The following is a 13,166-nucleotide window of genomic DNA, read 5'->3' as shown; positions in this document are numbered from 1 at the left end:
ATTATCAACATTCCTTTTCTATGCTATTTGAAAATGAGACGATATGAATAAAAGGAATAACTGTTTGTAACTGCTGTAGAAGAGGAAACAGGGCTTCTTCTCCTAAATCACGCTCAATAAAAACAAATACTTCATCGTAATCATGAGGTGAAATATTATAAAAGTAATTTGTAATAGTAGAATTTTCAGGACTTGGATATGAGAAATGATTATGAATGGCGTAGTTTACATCATTTGAAACAGGATGGATAGGGCTTCTTGTTGTAGATTGATATAAAATATTTTCACCCATTTCAGCAGCAATTTTCATTGGGATATACATAAATTCACCCGTTCCGAGACAGAGTGTTCGTTTTCCCATTCTTTCTCTTTTTAAAGTTTTTCCTGCTTCTTGAGCGAAAGAATGAATGTGCTTTTGTTCATATGCTGAAATGCCAAATCGCCCAGTATATTTTATATAATTTGATGTATAGGGTGATTTTGGACAGGTAAGGGTATGCTTTTTGAAATCAGGTTTTGTTTCTTTAATTTGAATATCTGTTTTTGCAATATTTAATGGTTGACCAGTTTTATGAATACTGCCTTCTAATAAAGAAATAACATGAATCTTAATTTGAAGTTCTTCTTCTAATTGTTTAAATTGTTTTCTATTAGTATGAGAACGCCAGTCTAATAAAGAAGCAATTATATATTCTTCTCGTGGGAATTTATTTTGAATAGATCTAATAATATTTAATGCTGTTTTTCCTGTTGTCATCTCATCATCTACGAGAACAATCGGGTTGTTGTTTTGAAAAAAGCTTTCATCTACATAACAACGGTGCGATGTTGCATGAGAATGTTCTTCCTCAAATGTAATGACAGATTCTAGGTGGGGTATCGATTCCCTAGTTGTATGCACATACTTTGCATTTTGAAAGCATTGAAACATAGAATGACCAAGTGCTGTCGCTGTTTCAGCGAATCCGATGAACACAACTTCTTCTTGCAGAGGATATTGATAACGAAATACTTCCTCTGGGATTTCATCAATTTCTAATGAAATGAGATTTAAAATTTCTTTTTGAAATGGATGAGAAATATTATGTAGTATTTCCAAATATCTTGCAGCGAGAGCAACTCCACTTGATAGAGAGACTGCAGGTTTAATAGGAAGATGCTTTCCAAGGATTGTACTCACAAATAAAAAACTACGTTTCTTATTTATTCTCGCAGCCATTTGAAAAAGATTGTCTAGCGCTAAATTATATGGATTATCACGTACTTCTACATGGACTTGTATATTATTTAAAACGTTATACGTGTTGCTTTGCGTTTGTAATAAGGAGATCGGTGAATTGTTTGTTTTCATGTAGCACCCCGTAAATATTAGATTTTAAAATGGTTTTGCGAGCCCAGCCATAATGAGGTTTTACTTCATTCATTTTGTTAGAAAAACTGCTTTTTAGCACTCCATTATACGTATCTGCATTTTGTAAAATTGATCTCGCATCTAAATAATCTTCCATTGTGACAATGTGCATTGCCTGTACAACTTTAATATGAGATGGGTGAATAACTGTCTTTCCGATTAAGCCATTTGCATGGTCAAGTGATACCTCTTGAATAAGCCCTTCTTCATGATCATTAGAAAAATATTCCCATACACATCCTGAAATAATATATTCATTTGTTGCCCTTGAGAAAACGTTAATAATGTCTGAAATACAATCACGGACAACGGTAATATGATAGATAGGTGTGTATTTATTGCGCCGAATACTAAATAGACTTGAAAAATCAGTAGCACCAATACGTACATTTAAGATGTAATCGTGATAAGAATCTAGTAAATCCTTTATTTGTAATAATGATTCTGCCCGTGTTTCCTTATACATAATTTCGGGGGATTCTAAAATCGGCATGCCATATAGCGATAATGAGTATAACTCGTTTATATATGCAAGCTGATCGATATAAGTCTTTCCGTTAATCGGTGTGAATTTTGGAAAGACAAAACCACATAAACAATGAACAGCACTACCTAATTCAGTAACAATTGTCTTCAGTTGACTTGGCTGTCGAACTCTAATAAAAAGAAGCGGGATGTCTGCTTGATTTAGTATGTTGGCACTGACTAAGTTAGCGATTTGCTGTATTTGAACGACGATGTTTTGCTCTGCAAGTTTTACTTCCTCATCGCTGATAGCGTCCTCTAGACAAAGAATAATTGAGGTAGCATCCACATGTTTCTTTCTAATTATATCTTCCGCAATCGTTTCTTTCGTGCCAGGAGTATATAGTGTGGCGCCTAGTGCGTAAGCTAGTTGTTCTTTCCCTATATTTTTTGAAAAACTAAGAGGTTCTTTATAGAAAAAATTTTGCCGTTCTTCCGAGGAGAGATAAGAAAAGTAATTCAAATTGTCACCACCTTATTTGTAATGATTCTGTTTAATCGTAACATAATAAGAAAAATCTTCCATAAAAATGAAGCGATAAATTTAAAAAATATATTGAGAAAGATGAATTATAAGATGAATATCGAATATTGTTAATAGAAATATAATAGGGGGAAAGAGAAAGTGGATATACATAAGTTAACGATAGAAGAAGCAAAGAAGATAAATACGTGGACGTACGAGGAACCTTATAGTTTATATAGTTTTTCAGGCGAGAAAGAAGTAATAGAAGAGCTATTAGATGGAACGTATTATGGCTGTTGTGACGATCAAGGAGACCTCATCGGTTATTTTTGTTTTGGAGCAAATGCACAAGTGCCAGGTGGAAGAGATGCTAATTTATATGGTGGAGAAGATGTGATTGATATCGGACTTGGCATGAAGCCGGCGTTAACTGGGAAGGGAATAGGGAAAGAATTCTTCCAAGCTGGAATAGCGTTTGCCACGAAAGAGCTTAATGCAAAAATGTTTCGATTAAGCGTAGCAACATTTAATACAAGAGCGATTACGTTATATAAAAATATCGGATTTAAACAAGGGACTATTTTTTTGAGTCGCGGAAGAGAATTTATGCTTATGGAATACGAAAGGCCGTCAGCATGAAACTGACGGCCTAGAAAACATTATTATTCTGAGTGCTCAGCTCGGTGCGCTAAACGGCTTGAAGCTGCGGCAGCAATTCCGCCAACGATATCGTCAAGGAATGTGTGTACTTTTCCAGTTGATTTATCATTTAAGTATTCTAAAATACCAGGTTTTAATTTATCAATATATCCAAAGTTCGTGAAACCGATAGAGCCGTACACGTTTACGATAGAAAGTGCGATAACTTCATCAATTCCGTATAGGCCTTCATCACGTTTTACAATATCTTGTAACGGTTCACTTAGCATTCCCTTTTCAGCAAGGACATCGAGTTCGATACCAGTAATCAGTGCGTTTTGTACTTCACGTTTTGATAGTACACGTTCTACATTGTAACGGCATTCTGACATCTCTAAATTTGGATGATATTTTTTTTGAAGAAAATGAACAAGTTCAGCAATATCGTCAATTGTTACACCACGTTCTTGTAATAGTTGTAATGCTCTTTCTTGTAGTTGATTTGATTCTTTCATGTTTATCACCTTTTTTTCTTTTTAGTATTTGTATACGTTTCGTTGCTTTATCCTGTGCATAGGAATGAAAGGCGAGCACAAGCTCATATATATATAGAAAAACCATAGGTGGCGACTGCGATGATTCAGCATATTTATGAGCATTATCACATGCATGTTAAAGAATTAATCCCCCTTGGCCCCTATAAAAGCTTTTGGATTCGCAACAAAATTTATGTACTTGTTCCAATTGGAGAAATGGAGGAAGAAGTACTTGTAGAGATGAAAAAGCTCAGTGACTATATGAACCAGCAAGGGGATATAACTGTAGCGACTTTCGTTCCAACTATACACGGCTACTATGTAAGTGAGATAGAAGAACAAAATTACTGCTTATTAAAAGGTATGCGAGCGTTAGAACGACATGCTACGTCATTAGGAAGTGAACTTTCTATATTCCATAAACGAGGTGCATTCTTTCCAGAAGAAATCGAGCAATTAAGCCGCATTGGTGAATGGAAAGCGTTATGGGAAAAGAGACTCGATCAGTTAGAAAAGTTTTGGCAATCACAAGTGATGAACCACCCTACAGACGTATTCGATCAATTGTTTATTGAATCCTTCCCGTATTACTTAGGAGTTGCAGAAAATGCCATTCAATATGTTGTTGATACAGAAATGGATGATACGCCGCAACTAACGGATGCAGCGACAATTTGCCAAGAACGATTCACACCTTTATTATGGCATCAAACGAAGCGTCTCAAACTCCCTTTTGATTGGGTGTATGATCACCCAACTCGAGATATAGCAGAATGGATTCGCTATATGATGATTGAAAAAAAGAAAGACTGGGATCAAACAATCGTTCAATTTGTTACAGATTATGAACGGAATTACTCGCTGTCCTCATTTGGTTGGCGTTTATTATTTGCAAGGCTCCTGTTCCCGCTTCACTATTTTGAAACGGTCGAACGATATTATCAAACTGGAAACGAAGAACAAAAAAGCATATATAGAGATCGCTTAGAAGCCATTTTACACGATGTAAACCGCTCAGAGCAATTTATGAAGCACTTTTATGGCTCACTTCGTTTACCAGTAGATAAGCTTGGGATTAGAAAATTAGATTGGTTATCTTAAAAATATAAAAAAGAGACCGAGTGAGGTCTCTTTTTTATATACCACAATTTTATGTAATACATTATGCCCCTACCTGCTGATCTGTACATATATTTAAAACGAATTGATGCCTTTCGAGCTTTTCATTTACTTTACCCAATAATTCTTGCTGGATTTCTTTAAATAAAAATTGATAGCTTGTATTCCATGTTGGTATAACGGATGAAAGGCCTAATAAATACTCTTTTTTCTTTTCTAGTTCTTGGATTGTTACAAAAGTGTTCCCCATTTTTGGTATCTGTCGTCCCCCCTATGTTTTTTTACTGTATATGTGTGAACGATTCACTATATAGTATTAATTATCGCATTTTTTGAGAAGGATTTCCAATTTTGTTTTATGATGTTAACGGATAAATGTGATTTGAATAAAAAAAGGAGACCAAATTTGGTCTCCTTTTAGAAGGCGATTCTGAACGAGCCGCTTCCGCTTTTAGATTAATATCTAGCTCCAGCGGCTAGAACAGTCGGCCATTTCGCGCCTTCCTGTGAGGCAAAAAGCGCCTCTTCGTCAGGAGCTCCAATGACCTCCTGTTCTGAACGAGCCGCTTCCGCTTTTAATTAAAATACTTGTTCTACTTCGATAACGCCTGGTACTTCTTCAAGTAACGCGCGCTCGATACCAGCTTTTAGTGTGATTGTAGAACTTGGGCAGCTTCCGCATGCACCCATAAGGCGTAGTTTTACGATACCTTCTTCAATGTCTACTAATTCAACGTCTCCGCCATCGCGAAGTAAGAATGGACGTAATTTATCTAATACTTCTAATACTTGTTCTTGCATATGTGGGTTTTCCATTTTTATCGACTCCTTTCATCAGTTTTATTATAATCAAGATAGAGGGGAAAATCTATTTTTTCTCTTCTTGTTTTATTGTCGAAATATTGTATCGTGTTTTTTCAGTATAGGGGTATGGAATAAGTTTGTAAAATGATGTGCTTATGTAATAAGACATCTGAATATACTGTTGGGACAAGAAGTGGGGGAGAAGAAATGGTTAATGTTCAAGTGTATGGGACGAAAGTAATTTGTGCGAGCTGCGTCGGAATGCCATCTTCAACAGAAACGTTTGAATGGTTACAAGCGGCAATTGGTCGTAAATATGAAGGACAAGAAAATAAATTTAATTTCGAGTATATTGATTTCCAAGAAGAACAAGAAGATGCAGATAAAAAAGCATTCGCTGAGCGCGTAGTGGAAGAAGATTTATTTTATCCGGTCGTTCTTGTAAATGGAGAAATTGTTGGAGAAGGAAATCCTCGTTTGAAGGATGTTTATGAAGAAATCGAGAAATATTTATAAAACAAGAAGTCTTTGCGAATTTGCAAAGGCTTTTTTATTGGAGGGATAGATATGAAAAATGGAGTGAAGCATGCGTTACCAACGGAAGTACAACAGTTAATGGAGCGGTACACAGTAGAATTAAAAGAAATTTTTTTGGATGAAAAAATAGTCGGGGTATATATTTACGGATCCATCGCACTAGGTGCATTTCATAAGGAAACGAGCGATGTTGATTTTGTTACAGTGATAAATGATTCCGTGAATGAAGCTGAAAAACAGCAGCTTGTGGAACTACATAAGAAACTTAGTGACAATACGCTAGGTAAAAGAATGGACGGTATGTATATTCCGCTTGCTGACTTAGGGAAATACAATGATGAAATGAACGAGTACGTGTATTGTGCAGATGGTAAAGCTAATGTTGGTCATTGGGACATTAATGCGGTCACATGGTGGACGTTGAAAAATCAAGGCATTACAGTTACAGGAAAAGAAGCAGAAGATCTTCCGCTGCAAATACAATGGAATGATGTAGTAAATACGATGAAATACAACGTAGAACAGTACTGGAGTGAAAAGGCGAAGAAGCCATATTTATTTTTTATAGAAGAGTGGGTAGAATCAGCTGTCGTTACGATGGGACGTATTTTATATACACTAGATCATAAAACAATCGTTTCAAAAGATAGAGGATTGCAATACTTGTCAGAACGTTCAGCGGAAGAATGGGAGCTTTTATTAAAAGAAGTAGCGAGAATACGGCACAATCCAAAAGAAAAGAGAATGCTCTCAAGGTGGAGAAGAGCAGATATGACGAAGAGGTATTTACTGCATTTAATTGAGACGTGTAGAGAGAAATGGTAGGGAAGAAAATGGACAATACAGTGGGGGGTATTGTCTTTTTTATTTTGTAGTAGATAGAAAAGTATTTACAAGTATTGTGTAGAGGAAAGATAATAGAAAAAAATATGCGCATGGGGGAAGATGATGAGTAAATATAAATTACATATAGATAGAGAACAATTATGGAAAGGATGCGTTTTAAATTCGATTGCCCATGCAATTAATGTAGCGCATTGTCCAGATTTCTCACATGAAAGTTCATGGGATGGATTTAACTATAGTATGCAAGATAGCCAAGGCGGACAAGGGACAATTACGTTTCATCCGAATTACACGATTGTATGTCTTCAAGATGTGAATAGCGAGAGAATTGATGAGTGGATTGATGCGAAAAATTATTTTGAAGGGGCACCTTCGGAAGTAATAGATATTGCGAAAGAAGAAGCACTTCAATACGTATTAGAAGAAGTAGAAGGCGAAACAGTTCCTTTTATTACAACTGCATTTTGGATTGAGGATAGCGGTGCGTATTAAATTGATTCATTTGAAGAGATGGAAGAGCACGGCGGATTCTTATTAGAAATTCCATTACTTGATACAGAATCAGCAATAGAAAGACTAGAAGAAGAGTATGAACTGACAGAGGAACAAATAGAGCTTTTACAACTCGTGTATAAGAAAAAAATCCAAAGTCCAAATGAGGAAATTAAGTTGTCTAAAGAAGAAGTAGCAATGATTGGAACGGAAGATAGCGAAGGATTGGAAGTTAGTAAGGATTCATTTGAAGAAATGAATATTACTTGGGAGTTGTAGGGGGATAACATGTTTCCGATTTAAAAAGTTACAAGAGGAATATAAAGCACTAGTAGAAAGTACAATGTGAAATTACATTGTACTTTCTACTAGTTTTTTCATATACATATCAACTTCGTGAAAGAATATGGGCTCTTTTTCCTCGGTATTCAGATGCACGGTGCAATGTAAATATTGCTGTAAGTAGCGATTAGCTTGTTCGTACTGTTTTAATTTGTAGAAAGAAAAACAGGTAAGAAGTAGAAACGCTTTTTCTTCTAATATTGGAACGACAGCTAGTACCGGAGTAATGGAATGTATATTTATTTCCACTAAATTTTCATAAGATGCCCACGTTTGAAACCAGTCGAAAATAGTAGAAAGGTAATTCGGAATGTTGATAGTTTCATGTGAAACATTGTGCAATAGCTGGTTCTGTTTGATATGTATAGGCTCTATTCTTGTTTGTAGAATGCAAGCGAATATTGAAATGTTTTCTTTTATTTGTAATTGGTTCGTAATAAGCTGCGGGAGACCGATAGGGTGAACTCCTATATTTATATAAAAATCATCTCCAAACTGGCTTTTTTGTATGTTAATGAGCTTATAAAATCCGTTTTCAGCTTTGAAAAATGTATGTCTTTTTTTCTTAAAGCCGAGTGGTTTTAAAGTGGCGTGTAAATTTGTAATAAAATCTTGCTCCTTTTTAGAGCCAGGCTTATTCTTCGTCATATTCATAAGTAGTTAAGTTTTGTAAGAAACTTTCAAAGTTAGGTGCTAATTCAATAATTTCCTCAAACTCATTATCGATAAATATAACTGGAGGATTTTCAGCTACATTTCGATAGTCTAATGCAATCCATGTATGTCCATCACCAGATAAAAGTACGATATTCTCAGGCATTTCCCATTCTCGAATTAAATAGCGGCTCTCTAAAATACTAGATTCATTTTCATTAAAAGAAATACCATATAAACCAGATACATTAACGTGATCGTCTGCCCAAGAATTTGGCTTTGAAGTAGGGTGAACATCGAGACGAAGAGTTCCCCCATTTTGTTCTTTTAGAAGGGTTATATATGATTCTGGAAGCTTTACGTTCAGTACTTCTTCTGCTTTTTTGATTAGTTCATCGTTAATGGGTGCTAGTTTTAAATAGTCATCGTCTGCCCAAATTGTACTCTTCATATTCGGTCACCTCAAATAATAGTTTTAAGAATCTTATGTCATATATTATAGTTAGTTTAGATAACACGCAATAGAGGGAGGGACGGAGTATGGATGTGTATGAATACCTCGATCACGTAAATTCTAAAGAAGATTTATTAAAATTTCTTGTATACCTCCAAAAGGATTTTAAAGTGAATAAAGATGAATGGGAGAATGTAGAGGTAGAGACTTATTTAGAGGCATTAAATAGTTGGTTAGGTTCTTGTGAATCGGTTTATATAAATCAAGGAGAGAAGTTTCCAGAAAATATTTCATGGAAGTTTATTGCTCAAATGTTACTTGCGGCAGCTCATTATGAATAAAATTAGATTTTTAAAAGATAGAATGGAGAAGATATCATGATTAACCATAATAAAATTAAACAACTTTTAGCACATGTAGATCGTGCTGAGGATAATGAAATTGAGCTAGAGTATGAATCTGAACCTATGACGATAGAATTGTTTAATAGTGAAGAAATAGAAGAAGGGCAACTTGGTTATAGTTTTGATGAAGAAGGACAAAGCTTAGTCGGGAATGAAGAAGGAGATTGGAAAGAAGGATGGATTGTAATAGGGATAGATTCATATCTTGGAGACCCGATTTTTGTAGATAGTAATGATGAGAATTGTCCAGTTTATACAGCTATGCACGGTGAGGGAGAATGGGAGCTGGAATGTATAGCGGAACGTATAGAAGATATTATTGAGAAAGTGAAGGGGAATGTGGGGGAAATAAAATAGTATTTCAATGTGATTAAGAGGGAGGAAATGTAGTATATATTCACTAAAAAGGATGTATAAAAATGATTTTGATGCATCCTTTTTAGTGAATATATAAAATAATTAACTTAGTGTATTAAAGGTATGATACACGATTATTTTAATATATTTAAAAGTAAAATGAAATAAGAAACGGATAATTGTCGGAATATATTCGATTTCCGTTCACTTTTATGAAATATGTGTACTTTTTGTTAGATTCCTTCATTTTGTCCATATACAATAAATGTATATAGAAATAAGAAAAGGATGATGTACGTGAAGGACACGGTTTTACAAGAAACGATTTCTCCACAAGAATTACATAAAGTTGTTCAAAAGAATACAGCTTATTATGACTTTAAGTGGGGTAAAGTAGAAAATCCAGCGCAAGGGAATACATGGAATTGGGTAGCCTTTTTCTTCCCAACTTTTTGGTTAGCTTATCGTAAAATGTATAAGTTATTTATTATATTTGCGTTATTGGCTATACCTAGTATAGTTATACCCCCTTTTATAGATATTCCAGATGGGATTTATGTAACATTTAGTTTAGCTCTTCAATTAGGAATGATGATATTTACTGGATGGCAAGGAAACCGTTTATATTATAAGCAGGCTGTTCGTGTTTTTCGTAAGGGAGAAGATGCGTCTGATCATGAGAAGGCGTATTTCTTACAATCAAAGGGCGGCGTGAGTATTGCTGGTATGATTGGTTTACAGATTATAGTCGGGATTGTGTATGGATTAGCTGCGTTCGGGCTGTCCTTTTTACCAACTGAGCCGAATATTAAAAACGTTGTTCGTTCAAGTGGCGAAGGGGTTACTTTAGAGATTATGACTGATAATCCAACTTGGAAGTTTGTGAAGAAAGAAAAAGATTATGACGTAGTAGAGTTTACTGGTTATGATTATACAGAGAAGAAAAACGTGAAAATTAAATTTGCTGTTTATTTCGATGAAGATTATTTCGAGTGGCAAGAGGTATATGAAAATAATAAGAAGTTAAGTGAAGAAGAAGTAGAAGAATATCAAATTTACATTGAAGAAAATAATTGGGGTTTCTAGAGGGAACTCGTTCATTTTGAAAAGAAGAATCTTGTGAAGGTTCTTCTTTTGTTTATTAGGGGGAGAGAAATGATTTCAGTATTAATAGAAGCTCTAATAGGATCGATTAGTTTAAGTACGGGTTTACACACGAAAAAGATTGATGCTAACATACGTTACTTGCAGCAGTATGAATGGTTTCGAATGATATATGAAGACGAAAAGTATCGAAAGTTATTTATTACGAACTACAAAGTTCGCTCATATTTACAAAGTAAGCTAAGAGTTCGATTGCTTGTAAAAAATAAAAATGCACAACGAAGATTTTTAAAATTAGTAGAAGAGCAAATAGAAAAACGGCATACAAATTGAAATTTTGTAAAATACAATAAAAAATGAGAATTTGAGGTAGGCTTGTCAATAACGTGAGACTATGGCACTATAAAGAAATGCTATACAAATTTTATTTATCGAGATGTAAACATCAATTTTGATTTTTACGTATAAATAATGAACGGAGGAAATGAATTTATGGCTACTTTACCAAATTGTCCAAAATGTAATTCAGAATATACGTATGAGGATGGCGTTCTTTTCGTATGTCCAGAATGTGCTCATGAGTGGGGCCAAGAAGCAGAAGCTGAAAATAATGATGGTGCGAAAGTTGTAAAAGATGCGAACGGAAACGTTCTTCAAGACGGCGATGCAGTTACTGTTATTAAAGATTTAAAAGTAAAAGGAACTTCTTCAGTTGTGAAGATCGGTACGAAAGTAAAGAGTATCCGTCTAGTTGATGGCGATCACGATATCGATTGCAAAATCGACGGCTTCGGAGCTATGAAGTTAAAATCACAGTTCGTTAAGAAGGCGTAAGTAAATAGAAGAGGAGGCGAATAGCCTCCTCTTTTTATTATGTCACTTTTTGTCGGTAAATCGATATTTCGTACAAAATTGTTGATATATTCTGAGTTATGATAGATATATTTGAAAAATCGTTGATATATTGCAAGTTATGATAGATATATTGAAAAAATCGTTAATATAATTTCATTCATCGTGAACTACGCACCATTCACCTCGTACCATAGTCAATTTCTTTCAATTGACATCGCTTATTAAAGAACGTTTTATATCCAAGCTGTAAAAAGATAATGACAGCAAAGGCAGTACTTCCAGAAATACCGAGTATGATGGCGATTTGATATTGAATGGCTGTGAATGGTGATACACCGGATAATATTTGACCAGTCATCATGCCTGGTAAGCTTATAATTCCCATTCCGACCATAGAATTAATTGTTGGTAAAATAGCAGAGTCAAAAGCGTCTCGAATGAGCGGAGCAGCTGCTTCTTTCGGTGTTGCGCCGAGCATAAGTGCACCTTCAATTTGACCTCTTTGCGATTTCATATTGTTTAAGAACGTATTTGCGCCGAGAGAAACACCAGTCATGGCATTCCCAACTAACATTCCTGTAATAGGGACGATATATTGCGGAGCATACCACGGATCATGTCCGATAATAACAAAGATAAATAGTAGAAGTGGCCCAATTGATCCAGCGACCATGGAAAGGGCGGCTACTCGTTTTAATTCTTTAGACATTGGGATGTTAACTCGTTTATAAATATTAAAAATTGCAAAGGTAGTAATAGAAGTAATGAGAGCAATTGTATAAAATGGATTACTGTTTTCAAATACGTATGTAAGGACATATGCAACAAGTACGAGCTGAATCGTCATACGGAATGTTGCGAGAGCGATTTGTTTTTCGCGAGGTATTCCTTTTAATTTTACAAGTCCAATTAAAATAAGAATGAAAATATAGGCAGCTGCAAGTTGCCAAATTTGGAGTTCAATAACGCCCTTCAACAGAGAGCACTTCCTTTCTAGTTGCACCGTTTGCTTTACTAATCTCAATAATGTCGTCTGCAATTTCTTCTGGAAGTTGTTGTGAGTGTGTGATGAAGATAATTGTTTTTTTCTTTTTTCGTGCTAGTTCAGTAAATTGTTTCATAACGCGGCGTTCTGTATCACTGTCTAATGCTGAAGTAGGTTCATCTAATAAATAGACAGGCGGATCCATAAGTACGATACGTGCAAAGGCAAGTCTTTGTTTTTCACCGCCAGATAGTGAGGAGGCGCTATCTTCTAATTGCTTGTCTAAGCTAACGGTTTGTAATGCACTCCGCAGGGCATCATCATTTGGAAATGGTTTTTCAGAAAGACGAAGTCCCATTAATAGGTTGTCTTTAACGGTTCCATCAAAAATAGGTGGAGTTTGCCCAAGCATAACTACGTCACGACGTAATTGAATAGGATGATAATCAGAAATTAATTTTCCGTTATATTCAATTGTGCCGGATGTTGGAGATTGTAAATCGTTTAACATGCGAAGCAACGTGCTTTTTCCGCTTCCGCTTTCACCGATAATGCAAGTAATCTTTTCTTTTTGAATCTGTAAATAAGGAATGTGTAGTATATCTTTATATATAACGTTTTTTAATGTAAACATAA

18 protein-coding genes and 1 pseudogene are annotated in these 13,166 nt (G+C 35.1%); 10 read left to right on the top strand and 9 right to left on the bottom strand.

Features of this window, described 5'->3' with window-relative positions; all coding sequences use genetic code 11:
• Positions 1 to 4: 4 nt before the first annotated feature.
• Together ACTFR3_RS16905 and ACTFR3_RS16900 are read right to left on the bottom strand one after the other, a co-directional pair.
• Entirely contained in the window at positions 5 to 1,351 is a 1,347-nt protein-coding gene (locus ACTFR3_RS16905; RefSeq protein ID WP_440044612.1) for a phosphoribosyltransferase family protein, read from the bottom strand.
• On the bottom strand, positions 1,296 to 2,399 hold the full coding sequence (locus ACTFR3_RS16900; RefSeq protein ID WP_025686784.1) for an HpcH/HpaI aldolase/citrate lyase family protein: 1,104 nt from the start codon (positions 2,397 to 2,399) through the stop codon (positions 1,296 to 1,298). Before ACTFR3_RS16900 ends, ACTFR3_RS16905 begins: the two co-directional genes overlap by 56 nt.
• A 162-nt stretch (positions 2,400 to 2,561) precedes the next feature.
• On the opposite strand from ACTFR3_RS16900, the gene ACTFR3_RS16895 reads away from it, so the two are divergent.
• Entirely contained in the window at positions 2,562 to 3,041 is a 480-nt protein-coding gene (locus ACTFR3_RS16895; RefSeq protein WP_098771901.1) for a GNAT family N-acetyltransferase, read from the top strand.
• 23 nt (positions 3,042 to 3,064) lie between these two features.
• On the opposite strand, the gene ACTFR3_RS16890 is transcribed toward ACTFR3_RS16895, so the two are convergent.
• Positions 3,065 to 3,556: a phosphatidylglycerophosphatase A family protein gene (locus ACTFR3_RS16890; protein WP_000665103.1), complete on the bottom strand. Its 492-nt coding sequence runs from the start codon at positions 3,554 to 3,556 to the stop codon at positions 3,065 to 3,067.
• Positions 3,557 to 3,676: 120 nt separating this feature from the next.
• On the opposite strand from ACTFR3_RS16890, the gene yutH reads away from it, so the two are divergent.
• The gene (yutH, locus tag ACTFR3_RS16885) at positions 3,677 to 4,678 is read left to right on the top strand and encodes a spore coat putative kinase YutH (protein WP_000614215.1); all 1,002 of its coding nucleotides are present in this window, start codon (positions 3,677 to 3,679) and stop codon (positions 4,676 to 4,678) included.
• Between the two features lie 61 nt (positions 4,679 to 4,739).
• Here the strand turns inward: yutH and ACTFR3_RS16880 are convergent, their stop codons facing one another.
• Both ACTFR3_RS16880 and ACTFR3_RS16875 read right to left on the bottom strand, forming a co-directional pair.
• Entirely contained in the window at positions 4,740 to 4,955 is a 216-nt protein-coding gene (locus ACTFR3_RS16880; protein ID WP_001125507.1) for a hypothetical protein, read from the bottom strand.
• 320 nt (positions 4,956 to 5,275) lie between these two features.
• Entirely contained in the window at positions 5,276 to 5,512 is a 237-nt protein-coding gene (locus ACTFR3_RS16875) for a NifU family protein (RefSeq protein WP_000431159.1), read from the bottom strand.
• A 195-nt stretch (positions 5,513 to 5,707) separates the two neighbouring features.
• On the opposite strand from ACTFR3_RS16875, the gene ACTFR3_RS16870 reads away from it, so the two are divergent.
• The 3 genes and pseudogenes from ACTFR3_RS16870 to ACTFR3_RS16860 all read left to right on the top strand — a co-directional run bounded on the left by ACTFR3_RS16870 (position 5,708) and on the right by ACTFR3_RS16860 (position 7,654).
• On the top strand, positions 5,708 to 6,016 hold the full coding sequence (locus ACTFR3_RS16870; protein ID WP_000248588.1) for a YuzD family protein: 309 nt from the start codon (positions 5,708 to 5,710) through the stop codon (positions 6,014 to 6,016).
• Between the two features lie 51 nt (positions 6,017 to 6,067).
• Positions 6,068 to 6,862: a nucleotidyltransferase domain-containing protein gene (locus ACTFR3_RS16865; RefSeq protein ID WP_000788485.1), complete on the top strand. Its 795-nt coding sequence runs from the start codon at positions 6,068 to 6,070 to the stop codon at positions 6,860 to 6,862.
• Positions 6,863 to 6,985: 123 nt separating this feature from the next.
• A pseudogene (locus ACTFR3_RS16860) lies at positions 6,986 to 7,654 on the top strand (hypothetical protein).
• Positions 7,655 to 7,726: 72 nt separating this feature from the next.
• Here the strand turns inward: ACTFR3_RS16860 and ACTFR3_RS16855 are convergent.
• On the bottom strand, positions 7,727 to 8,365 hold the full coding sequence (locus tag ACTFR3_RS16855) for a DUF4304 domain-containing protein (RefSeq protein ID WP_006918875.1): 639 nt from the start codon (positions 8,363 to 8,365) through the stop codon (positions 7,727 to 7,729).
• Positions 8,352 to 8,822, bottom strand: coding sequence for an SMI1/KNR4 family protein (locus ACTFR3_RS16850; RefSeq protein WP_002025033.1), 471 nt, complete (start codon positions 8,820 to 8,822; stop codon positions 8,352 to 8,354). The genes ACTFR3_RS16855 and ACTFR3_RS16850 overlap by 14 nt, the downstream gene beginning before the upstream one ends.
• 89 nt (positions 8,823 to 8,911) lie before the next feature.
• Here ACTFR3_RS16850 and ACTFR3_RS16845 point away from each other — a divergent pair, with 89 nt between their 5' ends.
• The 5 genes from ACTFR3_RS16845 to phnA all read left to right on the top strand — a co-directional run bounded on the left by ACTFR3_RS16845 (position 8,912) and on the right by phnA (position 11,524).
• A complete protein-coding gene (locus tag ACTFR3_RS16845; RefSeq protein ID WP_000383680.1) occupies positions 8,912 to 9,166 on the top strand; it encodes a DUF7660 family protein in 255 nt (84 codons plus the stop codon).
• A gap of 36 nt (positions 9,167 to 9,202) precedes the next feature.
• Positions 9,203 to 9,586 carry a hypothetical protein gene (locus ACTFR3_RS16840; RefSeq protein ID WP_000607083.1) on the top strand — a complete coding sequence of 128 codons (384 nt, stop codon included), beginning with the start codon at positions 9,203 to 9,205 and terminating at the stop codon, positions 9,584 to 9,586.
• Positions 9,587 to 9,874: 288 nt separating this feature from the next.
• On the top strand, positions 9,875 to 10,672 hold the full coding sequence (locus ACTFR3_RS16835) for a DUF2628 domain-containing protein (RefSeq protein ID WP_002026505.1): 798 nt from the start codon (positions 9,875 to 9,877) through the stop codon (positions 10,670 to 10,672).
• A 69-nt stretch (positions 10,673 to 10,741) separates the two neighbouring features.
• On the top strand, positions 10,742 to 11,023 hold the full coding sequence (locus ACTFR3_RS16830; RefSeq protein WP_000626489.1) for a hypothetical protein: 282 nt from the start codon (positions 10,742 to 10,744) through the stop codon (positions 11,021 to 11,023).
• A 159-nt stretch (positions 11,024 to 11,182) separates the two neighbouring features.
• Positions 11,183 to 11,524, top strand: coding sequence for an alkylphosphonate utilization operon protein PhnA (gene phnA, locus ACTFR3_RS16825; protein WP_000212737.1), 342 nt, complete (start codon positions 11,183 to 11,185; stop codon positions 11,522 to 11,524).
• Between the two features lie 199 nt (positions 11,525 to 11,723).
• Here the strand turns inward: phnA and ACTFR3_RS16820 are convergent, their stop codons facing one another.
• A complete protein-coding gene (locus ACTFR3_RS16820; protein WP_000679256.1) occupies positions 11,724 to 12,521 on the bottom strand; it encodes an ABC transporter permease in 798 nt (265 codons plus the stop codon).
• A complete protein-coding gene (locus ACTFR3_RS16815) occupies positions 12,505 to 13,164 on the bottom strand; it encodes an ABC transporter ATP-binding protein (protein ID WP_078421540.1) in 660 nt (219 codons plus the stop codon). Before ACTFR3_RS16815 ends, ACTFR3_RS16820 begins: the two co-directional genes overlap by 17 nt.
• Positions 13,165 to 13,166: the final 2 nt, after the last annotated feature.

Origin of the sequence: Bacillus cereus group sp. MYBK14-1, assembly GCF_051916885.1 — a bacterium.
Classification (GTDB): domain Bacteria; phylum Bacillota; class Bacilli; order Bacillales; family Bacillaceae_G; genus Bacillus_A; species Bacillus_A cereus.
This window is presented reverse-complemented; position numbering and strand designations above follow the sequence as displayed.